This window comes from Conexibacter sp. DBS9H8 (genome assembly GCF_023330685.1).
Taxonomy (GTDB): Bacteria; Actinomycetota; Thermoleophilia; order Solirubrobacterales; family Solirubrobacteraceae; genus Palsa-465.
This window is the reverse complement of the sequence record NZ_CP097128.1, coordinates 854,605-877,811: the sequence shown is the minus strand read 5'-3', so window position 1 is coordinate 877,811 and position 23,207 is coordinate 854,605. Positions and strand designations below refer to the sequence as shown.

At 71.6% G+C, this 23,207-nt stretch carries 18 protein-coding genes; 8 read left to right on the top strand and 10 right to left on the bottom strand.

Going from position 1 to position 23,207, the window contains the following annotated elements:
- Window positions 1-98: 98 nt before the first annotated feature.
- Window positions 99-1,661 carry a hypothetical protein gene (locus tag M3M55_RS04175; protein ID WP_249011567.1) on the top strand — a complete coding sequence of 521 codons (1,563 nt, stop codon included), beginning with the start codon at window positions 99-101 and terminating at the stop codon, window positions 1,659-1,661.
- On the opposite strand, the gene M3M55_RS04170 is transcribed toward M3M55_RS04175, so the two are convergent.
- Window positions 1,607-2,197 carry a MarR family winged helix-turn-helix transcriptional regulator gene (locus M3M55_RS04170; RefSeq protein WP_249011566.1) on the bottom strand — a complete coding sequence of 197 codons (591 nt, stop codon included), beginning with the start codon at window positions 2,195-2,197 and terminating at the stop codon, window positions 1,607-1,609. The two genes, M3M55_RS04175 and M3M55_RS04170, sit on opposite strands and share 55 nt — an antisense overlap.
- Before the next feature lie 74 nt (window positions 2,198-2,271).
- On the opposite strand from M3M55_RS04170, the gene M3M55_RS04165 reads away from it, so the two are divergent.
- Window positions 2,272-3,006 (top strand): alpha/beta fold hydrolase, encoded by a 735-nt coding sequence (locus M3M55_RS04165; protein WP_249011565.1) that lies wholly within the window; start codon window positions 2,272-2,274, stop codon window positions 3,004-3,006.
- A 6-nt stretch (window positions 3,007-3,012) separates the two neighbouring features.
- Here M3M55_RS04165 and M3M55_RS04160 read toward each other — a convergent pair whose 3' ends face one another.
- A complete protein-coding gene (locus M3M55_RS04160) occupies window positions 3,013-3,498 on the bottom strand; it encodes a MarR family winged helix-turn-helix transcriptional regulator (RefSeq protein WP_249011564.1) in 486 nt (161 codons plus the stop codon).
- A gap of 169 nt (window positions 3,499-3,667) precedes the next feature.
- On the opposite strand from M3M55_RS04160, the gene M3M55_RS04155 reads away from it, so the two are divergent.
- Window positions 3,668-5,491: an MFS transporter gene (locus tag M3M55_RS04155; RefSeq protein WP_249011563.1), complete on the top strand. Its 1,824-nt coding sequence runs from the start codon at window positions 3,668-3,670 to the stop codon at window positions 5,489-5,491.
- Here M3M55_RS04155 and M3M55_RS04150 read toward each other — a convergent pair.
- Window positions 5,457-6,290 (bottom strand): hypothetical protein, encoded by an 834-nt coding sequence (locus tag M3M55_RS04150; protein ID WP_249011562.1) that lies wholly within the window; start codon window positions 6,288-6,290, stop codon window positions 5,457-5,459. The two genes, M3M55_RS04155 and M3M55_RS04150, sit on opposite strands and share 35 nt — an antisense overlap.
- A complete protein-coding gene (locus M3M55_RS04145; protein WP_249011561.1) occupies window positions 6,287-6,502 on the bottom strand; it encodes a hypothetical protein in 216 nt (71 codons plus the stop codon). Before M3M55_RS04145 ends, M3M55_RS04150 begins: the two co-directional genes overlap by 4 nt.
- Before the next feature lie 210 nt (window positions 6,503-6,712).
- On the opposite strand from M3M55_RS04145, the gene M3M55_RS04140 reads away from it, so the two are divergent.
- The 3 genes from M3M55_RS04140 (at window position 6,713) to M3M55_RS04130 (ending at window position 10,060) form a co-directional block, all read left to right on the top strand.
- Entirely contained in the window at window positions 6,713-7,957 is a 1,245-nt protein-coding gene (locus M3M55_RS04140; RefSeq protein WP_249011560.1) for an NAD(P)/FAD-dependent oxidoreductase, read from the top strand.
- Between the two features lie 64 nt (window positions 7,958-8,021).
- Window positions 8,022-9,125: an agmatine/peptidylarginine deiminase gene (locus M3M55_RS04135; protein ID WP_249011559.1), complete on the top strand. Its 1,104-nt coding sequence runs from the start codon at window positions 8,022-8,024 to the stop codon at window positions 9,123-9,125.
- Window positions 9,122-10,060 (top strand): nitrilase-related carbon-nitrogen hydrolase, encoded by a 939-nt coding sequence (locus M3M55_RS04130; RefSeq protein ID WP_249011558.1) that lies wholly within the window; start codon window positions 9,122-9,124, stop codon window positions 10,058-10,060. Before M3M55_RS04135 ends, M3M55_RS04130 begins: the two co-directional genes overlap by 4 nt.
- 116 nt (window positions 10,061-10,176) lie before the next feature.
- On the opposite strand, the gene M3M55_RS04125 is transcribed toward M3M55_RS04130, so the two are convergent.
- The 3 genes from M3M55_RS04125 to M3M55_RS04115 all read right to left on the bottom strand — a co-directional run bounded on the left by M3M55_RS04125 (window position 10,177) and on the right by M3M55_RS04115 (window position 15,267).
- Window positions 10,177-13,209 carry a penicillin acylase family protein gene (locus M3M55_RS04125; protein ID WP_249011557.1) on the bottom strand — a complete coding sequence of 1,011 codons (3,033 nt, stop codon included), beginning with the start codon at window positions 13,207-13,209 and terminating at the stop codon, window positions 10,177-10,179.
- A 262-nt stretch (window positions 13,210-13,471) separates the two neighbouring features.
- Window positions 13,472-13,852, bottom strand: a complete 381-nt coding sequence (locus M3M55_RS04120) for an FKBP-type peptidyl-prolyl cis-trans isomerase (protein ID WP_249011556.1) — start codon at window positions 13,850-13,852, stop codon at window positions 13,472-13,474.
- Between the two features lie 74 nt (window positions 13,853-13,926).
- Window positions 13,927-15,267: an FAD-binding oxidoreductase gene (locus M3M55_RS04115; protein ID WP_249011555.1), complete on the bottom strand. Its 1,341-nt coding sequence runs from the start codon at window positions 15,265-15,267 to the stop codon at window positions 13,927-13,929.
- Window positions 15,268-15,385: 118 nt separating this feature from the next.
- On the opposite strand from M3M55_RS04115, the gene M3M55_RS17440 reads away from it, so the two are divergent.
- Window positions 15,386-16,513: a G1 family glutamic endopeptidase gene (locus M3M55_RS17440; RefSeq protein WP_305883315.1), complete on the top strand. Its 1,128-nt coding sequence runs from the start codon at window positions 15,386-15,388 to the stop codon at window positions 16,511-16,513.
- A gap of 58 nt (window positions 16,514-16,571) precedes the next feature.
- Here M3M55_RS17440 and M3M55_RS04105 read toward each other — a convergent pair whose 3' ends face one another.
- The 3 genes from M3M55_RS04105 to M3M55_RS04095 all read right to left on the bottom strand — a co-directional run bounded on the left by M3M55_RS04105 (window position 16,572) and on the right by M3M55_RS04095 (window position 20,713).
- Entirely contained in the window at window positions 16,572-17,534 is a 963-nt protein-coding gene (locus tag M3M55_RS04105) for a mevalonate kinase (RefSeq protein WP_249011554.1), read from the bottom strand.
- Window positions 17,527-18,339 (bottom strand): UTP--glucose-1-phosphate uridylyltransferase, encoded by an 813-nt coding sequence (locus M3M55_RS04100; protein WP_249011553.1) that lies wholly within the window; start codon window positions 18,337-18,339, stop codon window positions 17,527-17,529. The genes M3M55_RS04105 and M3M55_RS04100 overlap by 8 nt, the downstream gene beginning before the upstream one ends.
- Window positions 18,340-18,415: 76 nt before the next feature.
- Complete coding sequence (locus M3M55_RS04095) at window positions 18,416-20,713, bottom strand: glycosyltransferase (protein ID WP_249011552.1); 2,298 nt, start codon at window positions 20,711-20,713, stop codon at window positions 18,416-18,418.
- A 113-nt stretch (window positions 20,714-20,826) separates the two neighbouring features.
- On the opposite strand from M3M55_RS04095, the gene M3M55_RS04090 reads away from it, so the two are divergent.
- A complete protein-coding gene (locus M3M55_RS04090; RefSeq protein WP_249011551.1) occupies window positions 20,827-23,166 on the top strand; it encodes a TIM-barrel domain-containing protein in 2,340 nt (779 codons plus the stop codon).
- Window positions 23,167-23,207: the final 41 nt, after the last annotated feature.

Below are 23,207 nucleotides of genomic sequence, written 5' to 3'. Positions count from 1 at the left end.
CCCCTCACCCGTGTCTTACACAGCAGGGGCTACCGTCTCCAACCAGGAGCCACCACCGCACGTGGACCCGTACCGATCGAGCCAAGGACCGTCCACGCATGAAGCAACCGCTCGTCCTCCTGTCCGCGGCGATCGCCGCGATCGCCATCGCCGCCGTGATCGTCCTCAGCTCGGGCGGCCCGGGCGCCTCCGCGCGCACGGCCGCGCTCGCCGACGTGGAGAATGCTCCGCCGGCCTCTGAGACGGTCGCGGTCGGGGCGGCGCCGATCGCGCCCGCGCTCTCCCCGGGCTTCCTCGGCTTCTCCGTCGAGTATCAGTCGATCGCCGTCAACACCGGCCCGGCGTCACACCCGGACACCGTCTTCGATCAGCTCGTGACCAACGTCAACCCGGGCCAGCGGCCGGTGATCCGGATCGGTGGCGACTCGACCGACCACACCTGGTACCCGACCCCCGGGGTCAGCTCCCCAGGACTCACCTACACGCTCACTCCCGCCTGGATGCGAAGCGTCGCGACGTTCGCCCGGGCGACGAACGCGAAGCTGCTGCTCGGCATCAACCTCGAGGTCAACAACCCGAAGGTCGCCGCCGCCGAGGGCCGGGCGATGCTCGCCGGGATCGGGGCCGACCACATTGACGCCTTCGAGGTCGGCAACGAGCCGAGCCTGTTCTCCGCCTTCCCGTGGTACCTGCGCACCCCGAACGACCAGGCCTCCGGCGTCTTCGCCCGGCCCAAGAGCTACTCCTTCAGCCAGTTCGTCCACGAGTACGTCGCCTCCGCCGCGGTGCTGCCGAAGCTGCCCCTCGCCGGTCCGGCGCTCGGTTCGGCCACGTGGATGCAGAGCCTCCCCCAGCTGCTCGCGGCCGAACCGACGATGAAGACGGTGACCTTCCACGCGTACCCGATGAACTGCTTCGCCTCCGAGGACTCACCCGAGTACCCGAGCCTCGCCAACCTGCTCGCCCCCACCGCCTCTGACGGGCTCGCCGCCGAGCTTGCCGGCTTCGTCAAGGTCGCCCACGCGGCCGGACGGATCTTCCGTGTCGACGAGCTCAACTCGGTCGCCTGCGGCGGAACCGCCGGGATCTCCAACACGTTCGCCTCCGCGCTGTGGGTCACCGACGCGCTGTATGCGATGGCGAGCCGCGGGGTCAACGGGGTCAACATCCAGGACTTCAACGGCGGCCGCTACAAGCCGTTCGGTTTCAGCCTTCTCAATGGCCACTGGGTCGGGCGGGTCTACCCCCTCTACTACGGCCTGATGCTGTTCAGCCGGGCCGTTCCCCCCGGGTCACGACTGCTCGCCCTGCACACGAGCGGCGGCACCTCGGTCCGGGCCTGGGCGGCCCAGACCCCGGCGAACTCGGCCGATCACGGTGCGGAGACGGTCACGTTGATCAACGCGAACGCGACCCACACCGAGACGGTGAACGTGCGCGTCCCGCACACGACCGGCGGTACGTTCCTGCGGATGCTCGACCCCGGTGGTGCGGCTGCGACCTCCGGGGAGACGCTCGGGGGCCTCAGCTTCGGCTCTGCGACGACGACGGGGCGCCCCGGCGGTCACCTGACGCTGAAGGCCATCAGCCCCGGCAAGCAGGACACCTACGCGGTGTCGCTGCCAGCCGCCTCGGCGGTGCTGCTCACCCTCCACCGCTGAGGCTCGGCGTCACCGGCGGGCGGGACGGCCGGAGACCGGGGAACCGCAGCCCGGAAGGCGGGCGGGGGGTCTGCCGGGGTGCGGTCGGCGATCCGGCAGGCGAGCGCCTGCCCGGCCGGGAGCGACCCGACGAGACCGCGGAGGACCGGCAGCACCGTCGCGAGCTGCCCGTCGTCGAGGAGCGCTCCGAGCGCGGCGGAGAGGTTCGCCTCCGCCTCTCCCACCGCACGCGCGGCGTCGATGCCCTTCGCGGTGAGGGAGAGAACGGTCGTTCTTCGGTCCGTCGCACCGACGGCGGACTCGACGAGCCCCTTCTGCGCGAGCGTGCTCATCAGCCGACTCGGGCTCCCGCCCTCACAGACGAGACGGCTGCCGATCTCCTTCACCGACAGCGGGCGCTCAGCGTCCGCCAGGACGCTGAGCGCCTCCGCCTGGGCGGGCGTCAGCCCGACCGGCGCGAGCGCGAGCGTGAGGGCTCGGGCGCCCTCACGCTGGGCGGCGAGGATCAGGTAGCGGAACTCCTCGATCGGCTCCATCGCCGCATCGTACGACAGGTGGGTGACACATCATCTATTATCAGTGACACGTCATCTATTTTGATCGGAGTTCGATGCCCACCCCTGCGGCCGTCCCCACCCTCGTCACCGTTCCCTGTTTCTCCGGCGCCCCCTGGACCGCGGACCAGCTCGCGCCGCTGCGGGCCCATTCGGTCCGGACCCTGCGCCTGCCCGAGGGGGTCGCCGACATCGATTCCTACGCCGACACCCTCGCCGCCGAGGTCGCCGACCTCACCGACTACGTGCTGATCGGAGACTCCTTCGGAGCGGTGATCAGCCTCGCTCTGGCGATCCGGCAGCCCCCCGGCCTGCGTGGGCTGGTGCTCTCCGGGGGATTCGCCGCCGACCCGCTCCCGCGCGGGAAGGCGATCGCGAGCCGGGCCTCGCGCTACGCGGTCGGACCGCTGTACCGGCAGCTCACGCTGCGCATCCACGCCCACCAGCTCGCCTCACGCCATGACGCCGGCGCCGAGGTCCCCCACCGTCCCGCCGACTACCGCCGGCTGTTCATCGAGCACACCCCGCGCGCCTCCTACGCCGCCCGCGTCCGCAGCGTCATCGGCTTCGACGTCCGCGACCGGCTCGGCGCGGTGCGCGTCCCCACCCTGCTGATCACCCCTGCAGATGACCGCCTGATCGGCGCCCGGGCCGCCCGTGAGCTCCGGGATGGCCTCCCGAACGCCGTCGAGGCCGTCCTGCCCGACACGGGTCACATGTTCCGCTTCACCCACCCCCGGCTGTACGGGGAGACGATCCTCGCGTTCCTCGACGGGCCTCAGGGTCGCTGATGAGCCTCACGGCTCGCTGATGCGCCCGAGCAGCTCGACGGCGCCGCGCAGCAGCACCCGCTCGTCCTCGGAGAGGCGCTCGTGAATCAATTCGGCGAGGAATCCCTCTCGGTGGACCCGGTCCTCCTCCAGGACGGCCCGGCCCGCCGGCGTGATGGAGACGAGGCTGCGACGGCCGTCGCTGGCGTCGGCGCCGCGGGAGACGAACCCGGCCGCCTCCAGCTCGGCGACCGTCTGGCTCATCGACTGGGGTCGGACCCCCTCGGCGCGAGCGAGCAGCCCGGTCGGCTGCGGGCCGTGGCGCTCGAGCCGGGCGAGGACGGCCGTCTGGGTGAGGCCGAAGCGCTGCTCGGTCCGCAGCCGGCGCATCATCTGCCCGATCACGACCCGCAGGTCGGAGGCGAGGGCGAAGTTCTGCCCCGCGTCCGCATCCGATCCGGGGGCGACCCCGTGCCGCGAGTCGATCAGCGGGGCGTTCGCGGAGGTGGACACGCGAGGAATCATACGGAGGATTGGTCTCCGTTTTCACGGGACCTTCCCCCGATGAGACGGTTTTTAGTGCGGAGGCGTCCGACGGGAGGGTGTCGACCCGTCCATCCGCCGGGGGTGGCCACCCCGAACCCGCGAGTCAGGAAAGTTGCCTTCGGTAAACTACTCACGCATGCCAGCCCTGCAGGCCCGTGGGACCGTCGACACCCGCTCCCCCTCCTACAAGTGGCTCGTGCTGTCGAACACGACGCTCGCGGTGCTGCTGGCGACCCTGGACGGGTCGATCACGATCATCGCGATGCCCGACATCTTCCGGGGCATCAGGCTCGACCCGCTGCAGTCGAGCAACAGTTTCTACCTGCTGTGGATGGTGCTCGGTTACCTGATCGTCTCGAGCGTGCTGATCGTCTCCCTCGGACGGCTCGGCGACATGTTCGGGCGCGTGCGGATCTACAACATCGGGTTCATCATCTACACGGTCGCCTCACTCCTGTTGGCGGTCGATTGGATGACCGGGCAAGCGGGGGCGATGTACCTCGTCGTCCTTCGGCTCGTGCAGGGCGTCGGTGGCGCCTTCCTGCTCGCCAACTCCGCCCCGATCCTCGCGGACGCGTTTCCCGCCAATCAGCGCGGGATGGCGCTGGGGATCAACAACATCGTCGGTGTCTCGGGAATGTTCATCGGGCTCGTCGTCGGCGGGCTCCTCGCCCCCATCGACTGGCGCCTCGTCTTCCTCATCTCCGTCCCCGTCGGCCTGTTCGGCACCGTCTGGGCCTACCTCAAGCTGCAGGAGCTCTCGACCCCGCACCGCGCCCGGGTCGACTGGCTCGGCAACGTCACCTTCGCCGTCGGCCTGATCCTGATCATGATCTCGATCACCTACGGGATCCGTCCCTACGGTCATGACGCGACGGGCTGGACGAGTCCTCGAGTCCTCGCCCTGCTCGGCGCCGGAGTGGCCTCCCTGATCGCCTTCGTCTGGATCGAGTCCCGCCAGGCCGACCCGATGTTCCGGCTGCGGCTGCTGCGGATCCGCGCCTTCAGCTTCGGGACGCTGTCAACCTTCCTCGCCGGCGTCTCCCGCGGTGGTCTGATGTTCATGCTGATCATCTGGCTTCAGGGGATCTGGCTGCCCCAGCACGGCGTCGACTTCACCCAGACGCCGCTGCTCGCGGGCCTCTACATGCTGCCGCTCACCGTCGGGATGCTGTGTGCCGGGCCGACCTTCGGCTATCTGTCCGATCGCTACGGCGCCCGACTGTTCGCGACCGGCGGGATGCTCGTGACGGCGCTGTGCTTCGTCGGCCTGTGGCTGTTGCCGACCAACTTCAACTACGTCCTGTTCGCGGCGATCCTCCTCGTGATGGGAGTCGCCTTCGGTATGTTCGCCTCCCCGAACCGGGCGGCGGTGATCAACAGCCTGCCGCTGGCTGACCGCGGTGCCGGATCGGGGATGAACCAGACCTTCCAGAACTCCGCCCAGGTGCTGTCAGTCGGCGTCTTCTTCAGCCTGATGATCGTCGGCCTCTCCACCTCCCTGCCCCATACCCTCAGCGCCGGCCTGGCCGCCCACGGGGTGAAGGCGGCCAGGGCGGCCCAGATCGGCCGTACCCCCGCGGTGTCGGTGCTGTTCGCCGCCTTCCTCGGCTACAACCCGATCCAGCACCTCGTCGGCGCCCATGTGCTCGGCGCGCTCAGCCTCCACAACCGGGCGGTCCTGACCGGACGGGCGTTCTTCCCCGCCCTCATCTCCGGTCCGTTCCGGACCGGGCTGCAGACCGCGTTCGGCTTCGCGATCGTCGCCTGTCTCGTCGCCGCCGCCGCGTCTCTGATGCGCGGTGGCCGCTACGTCGACGCCGACGGGGCGGCCGCCCGCACCCACGCAACAGATCGAACCGGTGCGCCGGAGCCGACGGCGGGCGGCGCCGGAGTCGCCGAGCCGGTCGGCGCCACCGGGCCGGTCAGGACCCAAGCCGCGCGGGCCGCTCCAGGCTGAGCGTCCTGGTGACCGCGGCGGCCTGCTCGGGCGTGAGGTGGGCCGCCAGCGCGGCGAGCTGCTCGGTCAGACCCTCAGCCTCGGCGCAGGCCACGAGCTCTCCCAGCCGCACGCTGCCGCCGATCTCAAGGACGTGGCTGAGCCGCGACTTATCCTCGAGGACGAAGGCGATCTGCAGCAGCGCATGGGCGTCCGTCTCGGCCATCGCCGCCTGAATCGAAGCGTCCGGAAGGAAGCCGTAGAAGCTGCCCATCGCGACCCATTCTCGTCGTTGGACGAGGACCCGGGTGACCGCCGCGACGGTCGGGGCGGGGATCGCGGCGAGGATCGCGGCGACCCGCCGCGGGTCGAGTTCGCTGGCGACGTCAGCGAGGAAGTCGACCGGCAGCCGCGCGGCGATCTCGACCGCCCGACCCGGTTCGACGGTCCCGGCGACCCGAGCGGCGAGCACCGGGCCGAAGATCCGCTCGGTGAGGCTCGCGGTGAGGGCCGCGGGGAGCAGGCGGGTCGCCGCCCCGAGCCGGGCGAGCGCACCGTTGCCGTCGAACAGCACCTGTGTGATCTGGGCACGGAGGGCACGCAGGTCGGCGGAGGAGATGTCGGCGAGGTATCCGAGTTCGCCGGGCGCCAGGCCGAGCAGTCGCCCGAGGCGCTGCAGCTCGGCGTCGACCTCGAGCCGCTCACTCGGTGAGCGGCCCGCGACCGGGGTCGGGTCGGGCGGAGCGGTCGTGTCCGAGTCGCTCGCGGGCGGGTCCGTCACCGGCGGGGCGGTCATGTCGGAGATACCCACGCCTCTCACCCGACGATCTTCTTGATCGGTCCGCGCAGCAGCCGCGGAATGTGGTCGAGCGCCTCGTCGGAGGCGTTCTGCAGCTGCTGGGCCTGGCGCCGGCGAGCTCCCTGCACGGCTCCGGCGAGGTGGGTGAGGTGATCCTCGAGCAGCCCCCCGATGGCGGCCGGGGGCTCAGCGCGCAGCTGACCGACGAGGAACGTGTGGCCGTCTCTCTCCATCACAGAAATGTAACGATTGCTACGGCGCTGTGACGAGCGGCCGGCGTGGCCTGGGCGCCCCTCGGGTTGATCGATCCGCTCCGAGCGGCGAGGGAGGCCGGCGTCGTTGACCGTCCCGCCGATTGGGGTGCCCGCCGCTGGGTACAGCAGAAGAGACGCCACCGCCACGGGTGGCGAGACGTCTTGACACCCGCGCTGAGAGGAGCCCCCATGAACGAGCCCACCTACGTGATCGTCGGCGGGGGCCTGTGTGGCGCCAAGGCGGCCGCCCAACTGCGCAGCAACGGAGCCGACGGTCGCGTCGTCCTCGTCAGTGAGGAGACCGAGCTGCCCTACGAGCGTCCGCCGCTGAGCAAGGATCTCCTCCAGGGCACCTCGACGCCGGCCGACGCCCGGGTCTTTGACGCCGACTTCTACGCTCAGGAGCAGATCGAGCTGCTCAGCGGGGTCACCGCGACGCGGCTCGATGCCGGCGCCCGCCGCGTCGAGCTCTCCGACGGCCGGGAGATCGCCTTTGCCGCGCTGCTCATCGCCACCGGCGCCGCCCCCCGGCCGCTGGCCGTCCCCGGCGCGGAGCTCGACGGCGTCTTCACCCTGCGGACCCTCGCCGACGCTCAGGCGCTCGCCGGCCGGCTCCGCGCCGGCGGCGCCCTCGCCGTCATCGGCGGCGGCTGGATCGGCTCGGAGGTCGCGGCCTCCGCCCGCACCCTGGGCATGGAGGTGACGGTGATCGATCCGGCGGCGCTGCCGAACGCCCAGCGGTTCGGCCCCGAGGTGGCGGGCTTCTACGCCGCCCTTCACGCGCGGCACGGGGTGTCGCAACGCTTCGGGGTCGGGGTGGAGGCGATCGAGGGCGGCTCGCAGGTGACCGCCGTGCTGACGACCGACGGTGAGCGGATCGAGGCCGACACCGTCGTCGTCGGGGTCGGGGCGGCGCCGCGAACCGAACTGGCGGAGGGCGCCGGCATCACCGTCGCGGACGGCATCCTCACCGACGCGAGCCTGCGGACCGCCGCCGCCGGCATCTTCGCGGCCGGGGATGTCGCCCTCGCCCACCATCCCTTCTACAACACACGGGTACGCGTCGAGCACTGGGCCAACGCCCTCCACCAGGGCCCGGCGGCGGCACGGGCGATGCTCGGCCAGAGCGTCAGCTACGACCGGCTTCCGTTCTTCTTCTCCGACCAGTTCGAGGTGGGGATGGAGTACTCCGGACAGCCCGACCCGGCCGCCCAGGTGCTGATCCGCGGCGAGCTCGCGCGCGGAGAGTTCATCGCCCTGTGGCTGCTCGACGGGCGGCTCATCGCCGGAATGAACGTCAATGTCTGGGACGTCAGCGAGCCGATCCAGACGCTGATCCGCTCCCGCGCCCGCCTCGACGTCGGCCCGCTCCTTGACCCCGACACGCCGCTCTCGGCGATCGCCGAGTCGGTGACCGCCGGGTCCGCCGGTTAGCCGCCGCGGCCCACGCGCGCGAGGATCGGTCCGCGGAGCTCACCGGCACGGTTAGTCTGGCCTCATGCCCGAGCCGTCCCCCGCGCCCGCCCGCCCGGTCGATCCCGAGCCCGCCGAGGCGGTCACCTCACACCACGGGTCTCCCGTCGCCGCCACTCCGGAAACCGCAGGGCTGCACTTCCCGGCCGAGTGGGAGCCCCACGAGCGGACGCTGATGGGCTGGCCCTGCCGGCAGACCCTGTGGGGAGACACTCTCGCTCAGGCCCGGCACGAGTACGCGGCGGTCGCCAACGCGATCGCCGCCTTCGAGCCGGTGACGATGATCGCCAACCCGGGGCCGGACGCCGCCGCCGCGCGGGCCGCCCTCGGCGGCCGGATCGACGTCGTTGCGTTGGGCATCGATGACTCGTGGCTGCGCGACTCCGGCCCGATCTACGTCATCGACGCCGCCCGCCGCCGCCGGGTCGCCCTGCAGTGGCGCTTCAACGCCTGGGGGGAGAAGTTCCCTCCCTGGGATCTCGACGCGACGATCGCCCGCCGGATCGCCGCCCACCTCGGCGACCCGGTCGAAAGCGTTGACGTCGTCCTCGAGGGCGGCGCCGTGCTCGGTGACGGGGCGGGGCTGCTGCTGACCACCGAGCAGTGCCTGCTCGCCCCCAACCGCAATCCGCACCTGAGCGTGACCGAGATCGAGGCGACCCTCTGTGCCCAGCTCGGCGCCGACCGCGTCGTCTGGCTCGGCGAGGGCCAGTACGAGGACCGTGACACCGACGGGCACGTCGACATGATCGCCGCGGTCTGCCCCGACCGCCGCGTGCTGCTGCAGACCGCCCCACCGGGGGATCCCAACCACGAGCGCGGCGTCGACAATCTCCGTCGCCTCGCGGCCGCCGGACTCGAGGCGATCCCGTTCCCGTACCTCCCGCGGACGACCGTGGCGGGGGAGTCCGTCGCCGTCTCCTACCTCAACTTCTACGTCGCCAACGGGGCGGTGATCGTGCCGGTCAGCGGCGCCGACTCCGATCCGGCGGCCTGTGCGCTGATCGGCGACGCCTTCCCCGGCCGCGAGGTCGTGGCGGTGGAGGCGGCCGTGATCGCCTACGGCGGCGGTGGCCCCCACTGCATCACCCAGCAGGTGCCCGCGCTCGCTCTAGGATCGCCGGCGTGACTGAGCTGATCACCAACTTCGACGTGCCCGCCTCACTCGCGCGGGTCCAGCCGCCCCGCCGGGCGCCCCTGCGGATCGGGCTCGTGCAGGAGGCCTTCCACGCCGACCCGAGCGAGCACACCGCCGCCCTGAACGCGGGGATCGCCGCCGCCACCCAGGCGGGCGCCCGCCTCGTCGCCCTCCAGGAGCTCACCCTCTCCCCGTACTTTGCCGTGAGTGACGCCGGCCCTGCCGGGGCCGGCGTCACCCCGGAGCCGCTCAGCTCCGGACCGACGGTCGAGTTCGCCCGCCAGGCGGCGATCGCCCACGGCGTCTACGTCCACGCCTCCCTGTTCGAGGCCGCCGACGGCCCCGACGGTCCGGACGGGCTCGGCTACAACACCGCGGTGCTCATCACCCCGACCGGCGAGCTGATGCACCGGACCCGCAAGCTGCACATCCCGGTCACCGCCGGCTACCACGAGGACCGCTACTTCCGGCCCGGTCCGGCGGGGGAGGACGCCTTCCTCCCCGTCGAGGTGCTCGACACCCAGATCGGGCTGCCGACCTGCTGGGATCAGTGGTTCTGCGAGCTTGCCCGCGCCTACTCCCTCGCCGGCGCGGAGGTCCTCATCTACCCGACGGCGATCGGCTCAGAGCCCGATCACCCTGACTTTGACACTGAGCCGCTCTGGCAGCAGGTGATCGTCGCCAACGGGATCGCCAACGGCACGTTCATGGTCGCGGTCAACCGGACCGGGACGGAGGGGCCGCTCAGCTTCTACGGCTCCTCCTTCATCTCCGACCCCTACGGCCGGATCCTCGTCCAAGCCCCCCGGGACCGCCCGGCGGTCCTCGTCGCCGACCTCGACCTCGACCAGCGTGGCGACTGGCTCGAGCTGTTCCCGTTCCTGCGGACCCGTCGCCCCGACGCCTACGGCCCGCTCGTCGCCTGACGGCCGCTGGTTCGCCGGCCCGATCGTCGAGCGCTGCCCACACGCGAGCGTCCGCCACGACCCGTTCCACCTCGTCGTCTCCAGGACCGACCCGCTCGACGTGAGTCCTTTGAGGATCAGAAGGAGCGCATGAAGGAACCGCGTTGAGCGCGGGTCCGCGTCAGGGCCCTGTCAGCGATCCCGACCTCCGCAACGGCGCCGCGGCGGATCTGCAGGACGGCGGTGACAACCCCGGAGCGCGCGAGGTACCACTGGTTGCTTCCGATGCGCAACAGCGTGCCGTGGGCCAAGCGCCGGCGGTCCGCCGCGGTGAACCGGGTGCCGGGGTGGATGCCCCGGATCGCTGCGTGCCTGTCGGCGGTCAGGATCAGGACAGCGTGGCCGCGGATGCGCCCGCGGGCACGTGTGGCCAGACGCGCGAGCAGCCGCGGCGACGGGTAGCCGACCCGGATTCCGGTCGGTCTCAGGCAGAGGTAATCCATCACTGCGGTGGACCTCCGGCGTTGCAGGCGTCCGGCGTGACGGACCTTGGCACGGATCATCCCGAGCCGGATCGGTCCCAACGATTGCCCGCGCACGCGGCCAGACCACGGCGGGCAGCGGGACACTCCGGGTGGTGAGTCGTTTGGCAGGATCGTCGTCGACTTGGTGTTGGCCAGAACGGCGGCCGGGCAGAAGGTGTCCGGCACCCACTTCCCCTGAGCGAACAGCCGTGTCTGGTCGCTGTGGAACGGTGAGGCGGTGCTGTCGGACTCCGAGTAGGTGAGCATCGTCGCGCCGACCGGGCAGGGGCCGTTGTTCCAGGTGACCGCCTGGATGAAGGAGGAGCCATCGACCACGGGGCCGTACCCCTTGCCGGGGATGAACGGCGAGTAGATGGCGTCAAACTCGCCGTTGGGGTCGCCGGGGCCACCGGGGATCGAGATGTGCGGCCCACCGGCCGCCGAGGCGCCGGCCACGGTCGCACCGCCGGAAAACAGGCCGGCGTTGTCAAACGGCAATTGCTGGTTGACCGCCACGTACTGGACCTGTCCGGGGCTGGCGTTGAGCGGGATGTGAGCCTTCTCCAAGTCGGAGATCGCGTCGCCGAGGTCCATCGCGATCTCCGGATCGGAGGTGTTGAGGCCACTGGGCGTGTTGACTGGATTGTTGACGTTGAACGGCACCGAGAAAGGTGAGACGGCGTCGGCCATCGCGTGGTCGACAAACCGTCGGAAGAGAATCGCCCCGGCCGAGTTGAGGTTCTCGTGGAGGTCCCAGTTGGCCAGCACGGCGCAGGCGTCTCCGACGGCCACAGGGACACCGGAGGAGGTCGGCGCGAGGCCGCCGGGCAGGCTACGACACAGCTTCACGAGCGCGTCGCGCCAGAGGATTCCGGCGTACTGGACGTTGGAGTACATCAGGTGCTCCATGTTCTGCAGCGTGAACCCGGGCGGACCCTGCCCGTCGGTTCCGGCGATCCGCTGCATCGTCATGATCAATCCAAGCCGTGTCCGTAGCGAGCGGGCCGTGTCCTCGCTACCGATGATCGTGGCGAATCCAGTCAGCGGCTGATACGGGTTCGACAGCCAGAAACTGTCGTTGGAGTTGGTCACGAAGTCGGAGCGAACCAGATACGGCAGGTGACTTGGGCCAAAGATGCCCGGGACCACCGAGTCCGGGTTGGTCTGCCAGTTGCACGCCGACCGCGACCCGTCGAGGATCGGCAGGCGTAGCTTGGCGAACGTGGCGGCCCCCAGCGCGGTATCACACGCGGCTGCGAGCGAGTTCGGCACGTTCGGGATCGCGCCGATGTCCGCGTACAAGACGTTTCCGTAGCGGTCGGCCACGATCGTGTTGACCCACGGAATCCCCTCGTAGCGCTTGAGGATCGCCAGCATCTGGGTGACTGAGCCGGCACGATCGAAGCCGTAGAAGGTGTTGAGGATCCGTGAGTTGCCCGCGTTCGCGTCGCCCAGCGCGAACGCCTCGGCCGTGGTCCACGGCAGCGGGACTCCCTCGAGAGAGTTGAACACCGGGCCGAACCGGGTCGAGTACAGCGTTCGCGTCTCCGGCTGGATGCTCCCGTTGGCCTGTTTGACCGCGACGGTCACCGTCCGTGAGGTCATCGGAACCGCCTGCCCGTTGTACATGTACTCGGTCGGGTGGCCGGGTGCAAGGCTCAGCTGGAACGGCGTGAAGCGATAGGCGGTTGAAACCGTGTGGCTCCATGCCATCGTCATCGTGTGGCCGATCAGGATCAACGGCACCCCATACAGCGTCGCTCCGGTCACGTTGACCTGGCCCGGAATGGTGATCTGGGCCTGGTAGAAGCGCTCGGGCCCGGTCCACGGGAAGTGTGGGTTGCCGAGCAGCATTCCATGCACGTGATCGCGGGTGCCGGCCCGCCCGACCGCGATCGCGTTGGAGCCGATCCCCCCGAGCACGCCGTGTTTGATCCGCTTGGCCAGCAACCCGGCCACCTGAGAGGCCGACAGCCGGCCGACCCGGCGTGTGTGAAGCGTCGGCAGCGGAAGCGACGTCGGCGTTGACCCGACCGGCGGCGCCGCGTCCGCGATTCCGGGGATCACAACATCGCCACTCGCCAGTTCGACCAGCTGGTTCAGCCGCCGGTAGAAGTCAGTGATCGTGATCGGGTGAACCCACCCAGCGCCACGGCAGCGCGGATCGGGGATTCCCTTGGCGCCGCCGACGCTGGCGAGATAGCGGTTGTAGCCGTCGACGTAGCCGGCGGCGAGCTGCTTGACCTGGGAGACCGGCCCCAACGGCGGCGGGGTGTTCGCCAGCTGGTTGATCATGCCGGACTGGTTGATCTGCTGGTAGTAGAAGTCCGACTCGAGATTCGTCACCGTGACCGAGTTGCCGCCCTGGGTGTAGGTCGCGTTCGGACCGAAGTAGCGCGAGCGCTGCGCATCGACGGTGACGTAGTCGTTGGCCATCGTGCAGATGTCATCCTGGGCGAAGGCGAATCCGTACCCCTCTCCGGCGCCGAACCAGTCGCTCGCGAGGATGTGGGGGATGCCGTAGGCGGTGCGGCGGATGATCACCTTTCCGGGCAGAACGACCCATCTGCCGACCATCCCGGTGGCGCTCCTGCGATGACCGAGAGTCACGGCCTGGGCACCGGTCCCGGCGATCGTGATTGACACGGTCACGCCACCTAGAAGGAGCATGAGCATCAGGACAACCCAGCTTCGTTTCAGCAACCTGACCCCAATCGAGTGCCCGATCTCAGTGGCCAGCGTTGACCGACCCGGCCGGCGGCTGGCGATGCTACCAGAGGGCTGACCTTCTCACCTACACCCGGAGCCCCCGAACCTTCGTGCTGGATCTCGCCCGCACGGCGGTCCCGCGGAGGGCCAGATCTCGGGACGGCCCGTCCGGCGCCTGCCCCGGCAGGCAGGCGCCCGGTCAGCTGCGCACGCCGATCAGGTCGACGATGAACACGAGCGTCTCATCCGGACCGATCACCCGGCCGGCCCCCCGCTTGCCGTAGCCGAGCATCGGCGGGATCGTGATCTGGCGGCGACCCCCGACGCGCATCCCGACGACCCCCTGATCCCAGCCGGGGATGACGTCGCCCTTGCCGAGCTTGAAGCTGAAGGTGTCCCCCCGGTCCCAGGAGGCGTCGAACTGGCGCCGGGTGCTCCAGGCGACCCCGACGTAGTGGACGGTGACGATCTGGCCCGCGCTCGCCTCCTCACCGTCGCCGGTGATGAGGTCCTCCAGTTCAAGCTGGTAGGACGGTGGCCCGTCGGGAATGGTGATCTCTGGCTTCTGGGCAGACGACATCGCGTCACCGTAGCGGAGGCGCAGTCGACCGGATCGCGCCGGTCCGCCGGCACGACACCCCATCGGGCCGGCGCTCAGGGCAGCTTGACCCCGGGGTTGAGCAGCCCCTTGGGATCGAGGGTGGCCTTGACCGCCGCGTTGAGGGCGATCACCGCGGGCGACAGCGCGCGCGCAACGGCGGCTCGCTTGACCGTGCCGATCCCGTGCTCGCCGGTGAGCGAGCCGCCGAGGGAGAGGGCGTAGTCGAACAGTTCGGAGGCGGCCGCCTCGGCCCGGTCGATCTCCTCCGCGTCCGTACGGTCGATGAGGAACGTCGCGTGGAGGTTGCCGTCGGCGGCATGTCCCCAGCTGCAGGCCGGCAGGTCGTGGCGGGCGCCGATCTCGGCGATCGTCTCGATCGCCTCGGTGAGGTGGGCGGGCGAGATGACGATGTCCTCGGACACCTTGCCGCCGCGCCGCGCGGTCACGGTGAGCGACACCCCGTCCCGCCAGCGCCACAGAGCGGCGATCTCCGCGGCCTCCGTCGGGGCGCGCAGCGTGAGGGCGCCGGGCGCCATCGCCTCGGTGAGGATCGCCGCCTGCTCGGCGGCGGCGGCCGATGAGCCGTCGGCCTCGGCGAGGACGGTGAAACGGCCGTCCTCAGTCGCCCGGGCGTCGAGGTACTCGAGTGCGGCGGGAACGATCCCGGAGGCGAGCACGGCGTGGATCGCCGCCACGCCGGTGACCGTGTCCGGATAGGCGGCGAGCACCGGGCGGCGACATTCGGGCCGGGGGATGAGGCGTAACCGGGCACCGCAGATGATGCCGAGCGTCCCCTCCGAGCCGATCAGCAGCGAGCGCAGGTCGTAGCTGGAGACGTCCTTGGCGACCGGAGCCCCGAGGGTGACGAGCTCCCCGGGGGCGAGAACGACGTCGAGGGTCTCCACCCAGCGGCCGGTGACCCCGTACTTGAAGGTGTGGGGACCGCCGGCGTTGGTGGCGATGTTCCCGCCGATCAGGGACACCTCCTGAGAGCCCGGGTCCGGCGGGTAGTGCAGGCCGTGCTGGGCGGCCCGCTCGCGAAGGGCGGCGGTGGTGGCCGCGGCGGGCGTGTCGATCGCCCACCCGTCGAGGTCGACCCGCGGCACACCGGTGAGGCGCTCGGTCGCGATCACGATGCCGCCGGCGGGGACCGCGCCGCCGGAGAACCCGGTCCCGGCGCCGCGCGGGGTGAGGGGAACGTCCTGCGCGTAGGCGTAGGCGACGAGGGCGACGACCTGGGCGGGGCTCGTCGGGAGGGCGATCGCCTCGGCGGCACCGTGCAGCCCACGCGATTCGGTCGCGTCCCCGAGGTAGGCCTGGGCTCCGGGTCCGTCGCCGGCGATCACGTTCTCGGCGCCGAGCAGGCGGGACAGGTCGTCGGCCAGTGCGGTCACCTCTCCACCTTACCCGGGCGCCCCACGCCCGTCCGCGTGCCCGGGCTCGATCCTGGTTTTCAGAACCTCTTCAGCGTTTCCCGACGGCCTATTACGGGACGGGGGCAACCTGAAGTTCATGAACGCACGCCTCATTGCCGTTCTCCTCCCGGCCCTCGCCACCGCCGCGCTCGCCGCGCCGGCGGTCGCGTCGGCCTCCGCGGTGTCCACGGAGGCCGTGAGCGAGAACTGGGCGGGGTACGAAGCAACCACCACCAATGCATCAGGATTCTCCGCCGCCTCCGGCAGCTGGACTGCGCCGAAGGTCAGCTGCACCTCCGGCGCGAGCTACAGCGCCTACTGGGTCGGGCTCGGCGGAGGCTCGAGCAACTCGAGCGCACTCGAGCAACAGGGCACCCAGGCGGACTGCTCGGCCTCCGGTCAGGCGACCTACTACGCCTGGTATGAGCTCGTGCCCGCCGCCCCGGTGAAGGTCGCCCTCGCGATTCACCCCGGCGACAGGATCTGGTCCCGGACCGCCGTCAGCGGGAACCAGGTGACCGTCCAGATCGACAACAAGACGACCGGGCAGCAGTTCGAGCGGACGCTGAGCATGAGCAACCCGGCGCCGGACACGACGACGGCCGAGTGGGTCGCTGAGGCACCCTCGACCTGCCAGGGCGGCGCGACGGGGGTCTGCCGGCCCCTGCCGCTGTCGGACTTCGGGTCGGTGAGGTTCACCAACGCGTTTGCCACCTCCAACCACAGCACCCGCTCGATCTCCGGCTGGAACGCCCAGCCGATCGCCCTCTCCCCCGCAGCGGACGCGACCTACGGCTACGGTGGGGGCTTCGGCGGAGGCTTCAGCGCCTTCTCCAGGACCGCGAACGGCGCCGGCCAGGGCGCGAGCCCGGGATCGCTGTCGGCGAGCGGGAGCGCGTTCACCGTCACCTACGGCGCCACTCCGAGCCTGCTCGGGGGTGGGTCGGGCACGGGTTCCGGGTCCCCCGCGACGAGCGGGTCCGGGACCGGCTCGGGCTACGGGGACTCCCCGTACGGCTACTCGACCAGCGGCGGCTATGGCGACGGCGGCTACGGCTACGGCTACGGCGGGTACGGTGGCTACGGCTACGGCGGCTACGGTGGCTACGGCGGCTACGGTGGCTACGGCGCGGCCTACGGGATCTACGGTTCCGGCGACGGCTACGGCTACGGCTACGGCGCCTACCTTCCGGGCGGCTCGGTGACCGTGATCTACGGCTACTGAAGCTCAGCGCGCGCGCCCGGCGCGAGCCGGGCGCGCCTCCCGCTTCTCTCTCGACCGGTCACGTCGGCGGGGTTGCCCGGCCGACGTGACCGTCGTTCGGGGCCGATCGCGCACAGCCCGGCGCGAGCTCAACCGTCGACGCTCCGAGCTCGGTGAGGGCAGCGGCGACCTGCAGCCGGTGGTCGACGTCGTCGCAGAGACAGACGACCGCACCACCCGAGCCGGTGTAGTTGACCGCCGCCCCAGCCCGGCGCCCGGCCGCCACCATCGCGACGTGGGCGGGATCGAGCTCGAGCAGCCCGGCGCGAAGATCGAAGCTCTCATCGACGGCGGCCCGCAGACCGGCGTGGTCGCCGCTGCGGACGGCATCCCGGGCCGCACGGGCACACCGGCCGAGCGCGACCATCGCCGCGTGCACGGCCGGCTCACCCCGCCGGTGCCGCTCGGCGAGTCCGCCGTGGACGGTGCCGGACGGGGCGCCGGCGCCACCGTCCCAGGCGATCAACAGCGGTCCCAGCCCTCCGGGATCGAGCGGCTCGGCCCGCACCGGGGTCGTGGCGAAGTCCATGAACAGCAGGCCGCCGTGGGCTTGCACGAGCCGGTCCTGCAGACCGGCGGTGATCTGGAGGTCGTCGACCTCGATGGAGAGGGCGAGCTCGGCCAGGGCCAGGGGGGCGAGCGCGATCCCGGTGAGCGCGCAGAGTTCGCGCAGGGTCGCGATGACCAGCGCGCTCGAGCCACCGAGCCCGACCGAGCGGGGGACCGTCGTCTCCCAGGCGAACCGGACGTCGCCGAGCTGCGCCCGCGCGGGCTCGCTCAACTCCCCGGCGAACTCCCGCCGAAAGCGGGCGTGGGTCGCGCCGATCAGCTCGGGCAGCGGCGCCACGGCGGGGCCCCGGTGCGGGCCGGGAAGTGCCCGCACCGACGCCGTGAAGGGGTCGACGGTGAGGGCGAGGACCCCCCCGCCGTACCCGTCGGACGGGTTCCCCGCGAGCGCCGCGCGGGCGGGGACCTCAGCCATCGAGCAGGGCCGAGAAGCGCGGGTCGGCCCGGGCGAAGTGCACGAACGTCGCCACGTACGCCTCGACGGTGCCGATGTCGTGGCGCCGTTCGCCCGGGCCGAGCGGTACCGCGATCACCCGCTCCCCGCCTGCGATGAGCGCGTTGAGGGCATCGGCGACCTGCACCTCCCCACCGGCGTCCGGCGGCGTGCCGGCGAGCGCGTCGAGCACCCGGGGAGCGAATACGTAGCGGGCGGCGACCGCCCACCGGCTCGGGGCGCGCTCGGCGGGCGGCTTCTCGACAAGGCCGGTGATCGCCTCCAGCGGGCCGGCGACGATTCCGTAGCGGCTCACCCGTTCGGGAGCGACCGCCTCAACGGCAATGACGGCGGCCGGCCGCTGCGCCTCGAAGGTGTCGATCAGGCGCCGGCTGAGGGATGGGTTGCCCGCCGACTCGAGGATCGCGTCGCCGAGGGCGACCATCACCCCGTCGGTGGCCCCAAGCCCCCGGCCGTAGCCGATCGCATCCCCGAGCCCTGCCGGCCGGGCCTGGCGGGTGTAGAGGATCTGCAGGCCGCTGGCCGGGTCAAGCAGCGGCGACGACCCGAGCTCGGGGTCGGCGTCGAAGTGATCCTCGATTGCGCGCTTGCGCCGGCCGGTCACCAGCAGCACCCGCCGGACCCCGGCGGTGACGAGCTCCTCCACCACGTACTGGACGACCGGGCGGTCGAGGACGGGCAGCATCTCCTTGGGTTGGGAGCGCGTCGCGGGCAGCAGCCGCGTCCCGAGGCCGGCCACCGGGATCACCGCATCGGTCACGGGCACGCGGCAGATCCTAGAGCGCGGGTCCGTGCGCGGGACCCGGCGGCCGTCCCCGGCCGTCCGTCAGCGCCCGCCGACCTCAGGCGACCTCACGCACCCCGACGGTCTGCGCCCGCTCGAGCGCCGCCCGGTAGCCCGCCCCGAGGGCGGCCATCGACGCCTCCCAGGTCCGGTCGCGGACGGCACTGAGGCCAGCCCGTCGCAGGGGTGCGGCGATCAGGTCTGATCCGGTCACCGTCAGCAGGGCGCCGGCGAGCGCGCCGGCGTCGGCGGCGGTGAGCAGGCCGGTGTGGCCGTCTCGGATCAGATCCGCGGGCCCGCCGGCGTCGACGGCGATCACCGGCAGGCCACTTGCCTGGGCTTCGAGGATCACCTGCCCGAACGTGTCGGTTTCGGAGGCGAACAGGAACGCGTCCGCGGAGGCGTAGACGGTCGCGAGCTCCTCCCCGTGGACGAAGCCGAGGAACGTCGCGGCCGTTCCGAGCCGATCGGCGAGCGCGGCCCGCTCGGGGCCGTCACCGGCGAGGATGAGGTGGAGGCGTGGGTCCCGCGAGCGGGCGGTGAGGAACGCGTCGGCGAGCAGCTCGACACCCTTCTCCCGGGTGAGCCGGCCGGTGTAGAGGACGTTGATCTCCCCGGGGAACCGGCCGGGCTCCCGGCGCTGGGGGAAAAAACGGCAGAGGTCGACCCCGCGATCCCAACGACCGATCCGCTCGCGAGCGACCCCGAGCCCCTCGAGCCGCTCGTCGGAGGCGGTGGACGGGGAGAGGACGACGTCACAGGCGCCGTAGAAGGCGCCCATGCCCGCGTCGACGAGCGTCTCGAGGAACGCCTGGCCGGAGCGCAGCCCGGCGTAGGCGCCCAGTTCGGTGTGGTAGCTGCCCAGCAGCGGCAGCCCGAGCAGCCGGGCGACGAGCCAGGCGCCCGCCCCGGCCGGGCCGGGGGTGACGACGTGGATGAGGTCATAGCGTCCCTCTGCGAGCGCGTCCACGAGCGACGGGACCGTCGGCACGCCGATCATCAGGCCGGGGTAGAAGGGCATCTCGAGCTCGGCGGCCGCGCACAGGCGACGGTCGACGTCCGCGTCGGTCCCGATCACCTCAACGTCGAACCCGGGCACGCCCCGATCCCGGATCTGGGTGAGGGCGCGCGAGACGCCGTGGGTGCCCGACATTCCGTCCGCGACGATCGCCACCCGCGGCCGGTCACCGTCCCCGCGGGTCAGCTTCTGCTTCTCCCGGCCGAGGAAGGCGGCCGCGGCCGCGTAGGGAACGGCGGGCAGGCAGGCGTTGAACAGCTTCCCCGGGGTGTCAGCGAGGGCCATCAGCTGGCCGTGGGCGACGGCGTCCGCCCCGTCGGCGACGACGCGGGCGAGCTCCCGCTCGTGGATCCGCCGGGCGCGGCGCTCAAGGTCGTGGTGGCTGAGTTCACCCTCCTGGAGGGCGCGGATGAGCTCGTGTTCGTCGCTCTGCAGCTCCATGCTCGCCAGCCAGGCGCGCAGCAGCGCGAGCGCATCCCGCGGACCGACGTCCTCCTGGCGCTCCCCGTGGCGCAGCTCACCCTCGGCCATCACGCGGCTGACGATCGCGAGCACCGTGGCCGGATCGGGCCGGCCGGGGCGTTCGCCCGCCCGGTCGCTGAGCGAGCGGATCGCGAGCGCCATCGCCGCGTGTGTCCACTTCGCCGCCCCACCCTGGGCGCCGTGGCTGACGGCGGCGCCGGCGCGGATGTGGGCGAGGAACGCCCCCGGGGTCGCCGCCACCGGCGTCTCCGTGAAGGTCCGTCCGATGTCGATGCCCGCGTGGTCGTCGCTGCCGCCGATCCCCGTCCCCCCGTGGGTCTCGATGTAGACGAAGGCGGGCAGGTTCAGCTCCTTGGCCCGGCTGCCGTTGCGGGTCTCCCAGACCGGGAAGAGCTGGGCGAGACGGCGGCGGTGCCGGGGCGACAGCGGCGCGGCGACCGCGTAGAAGGGGTGGGCGAGGGCGCAGCAGATCTCCTGGGCGTGCAGGTATTCGGCGCACTCCTCAATGTTGGTGCGGTGGGCCTGGAGGTACTCGTGGTCGGCCTCGGTGATCCCGTAGCAGAGGACGTGCACGGCCTGGGGCTCGTGCGGGAAGGAGACGGTCAGCTCCTCAGAGACGAACACGTCCGGGTGGTGGGAGATCGCGAGCGCCCCGGCGATCGTGTCGTGGTCGGTGATCGTCACGAAGTCCATGCCCCGCCGCTTGGCCAGCTCATAGACCTCCTCGGGCTCGGTCGCGCACTCCGGCAGGGCGAGTGAACGCTGAATCCCCAGCTTCGACAGCTCCGACGCCGTCGAGTGCACGTGCATGTCGGCGCGGCTCACGTGCCGTTCGGTGCGGTTCTCCTGTGTCATGGTCCCAGGATCGAGGGACCGTCCCGTCGGGTCGTGAAGAAGCCGCAGCGGACCTGTGAAGTTGTCGTGAAGCGCGCATGGATCTCCGCCTCAGGTGCAGAACGATCCCCTCCATGTCCCCGCCCCCCACCCGCCGACCGTCCGCGGACGTCACCCTCACCGACCACGGGGCGGACGGCCTCACGCTCACCCGCGGGCGCCTCAGCGTCGAGGTGAGCCTGCGCCCCTTCAGCCTCACCGTCCGCCGGGACGGGCGTCGGCTGCTGCGCAACCTCGGCGCCTGGATCGCCGACGGCACCGTGCATGACACCTTCATCCACCTCACCGAAGGAGTGATCGCCGCCGAGAACCTCGCCCCGCAGGAACGGGCGCTGCGGGCAGACCGCGTCGCGAGCGACCTCGACGCCCTCATCCTCACCCTTCGCTTCAGCGCGAACCGTGTCGGCCGGCTCGAGCTGACCCTCCCGAGCGATCTCAGTCTCACCCTGACCCTCCGTCTCAGTGAACCGACGCCGAGGCCCGGCCCGGGAGACGCGCCCGGTGCCTCGGACCCGCCGCCCGAACCGCTGCGCCTCACCCTCGACTGGGACCGCCGTACCGTCGAGCACTTCACGGGACTGGGCTTTCGCCACCACCCCGACCTCGACCACCGCGGCCGGCGCATCCAGCTCGGCGCCGACCGGCGCTACACCGGACCGGACTGTCCGGCGGAGATGCTCGCCGCCGGCGGCATCCCCCAGGGTGACTGTGCCCCGGTCCCGTGGCTGGAGTCGAGCCGCGGTTATGGCGTGCTCGCCGACACGTCCGCCAACGGGACGATCTTCGACCTCTCCGGCGAGCGTACGAGCGTGTCCACCCGCGCCCAGGCCGGCCCGCTGACCTTGACGATCTTCGCCGACCCGACCCCGGCGGCACGGCTGCGGGCGCTCTGTCGGTCCACCGGCTTCCCCGCCCTGCTGCCCGAGTGGGCCTACGGGTTCTGGAAGAGCCGTGACGTGCACGAGGACACCGACGCGGTGATGGACGACTTTCTCGGCTTCACCGGCGCGCAGATCCCCCTCGACGCGATCGTGATCGACTCGCCATGGGCGACCCAGTACAACAGCTGGCAGTTCAACCCCCACCAGTTCCCCGACGCCGCCGCAATGGTCGCGCGGATGCGCGCGGCCGGGGTGCGGACGGTGCTGTGGTGCACCCCGTGGGTCAACCTCGACTCCTCCGACGGGCAGATCCCACCCCAGCCCGAGTCCGAGCGCCTGCACACCGCCCCCGCACCCAACTACGCCGAGGGGGCCGCGGCGGGCCACTTTGTCCAAGCCCCGGACGGCGGCCCGTGGGTCGGCCGCTGGTGGATGGGCAGCGGCTCGCTCGTCGACTTCACCTCCCCGACCGCGGAGGCGTGGTGGCGGGAGCAGGTCAAGTCCGTCCTTCAGCTCGGCGTCGAGGGGATCAAGATGGATGACGGGGACGGCTACTACGTCCCTGATGACGTGCGCTTCCAGGATGGCCGCAGCGGGGCCGAGGCGGCGTGGGAGAACGGGTCCTCACACCGCCGCTCCCTGCAGCGCGCACTCGATGAGGTCCATCCGGGGTCGGGGGTCCTGTTCGGCCGTTCGGCGTGGATCGGCCAGCAGGCGACCGGGCTCACCTGGGGCGCCGATCAGGCCTCTGACTTCTGGTCCCTGCGCGTCCTCGTCGTCGCGACGCTGAACGCGGCGCTGTCGGGCCTCTCCAACGTCTCCCATGACATCGGCGGCTACCTCGGCCACCGGCTCACCGAGCGCTGCCCGCCCGAGCTGCTCATCCGCTGGCTGCAGTTCGGGGCGTTCACCCCGTTGATGCAGGCCCACTCGAAGATGGCCCATGAGCCCTGGCACTACGGGGAGCGGATGGTCGACACCTACCGCGGCCTCGTCCTCCTCCACGAACAGCTGATCCCCTACGTGCGGGCGGCCGCGGCGACCGCGGCCCGCTGTGGCCTGCCGATCATCCGCCCACTCACCCTGCTGGACCCCACCGACGAGCGCGGGGCGAACCTCACCGACGCCTACGGCTACGGGCCGTCGCTGTGGGTCGCCCCCGTGCTCGAGGCGGGCCTGCGCGAGCGCGAGGTACTGCTGCCCCGCGGTGACTGGGTCGAGACCTGGTCGCGGCGGGCGGTGACCGGCGGCGCGGAGATCACGGCGCCGGCGCCGCTGTCGCGGATTCCCGTCTGGGTGCGGCGCGGGGCGATCATCGTCACCTACCCGGCTGACCACGTCCGGGCCGGGCTCGGTGACGTCCCCGAATCCGAGCGCCCGTTGACGGCCGCCCTGTGGGGGCGGCCCCCCCACGGCCGGGCCCACGTCCGCCTCGCCGACGGCACCCGGATCGGCTGGTCAGAGGCTGACGGCTGGTCGGGCTCTGACCCGCGGCGAGAGGTGAGCTGCGAGCTGCTCGACCTCGACGCCTGATCCCGCCCGAGCCGGGCAGCGCGACGGTCCATACTGTCGCT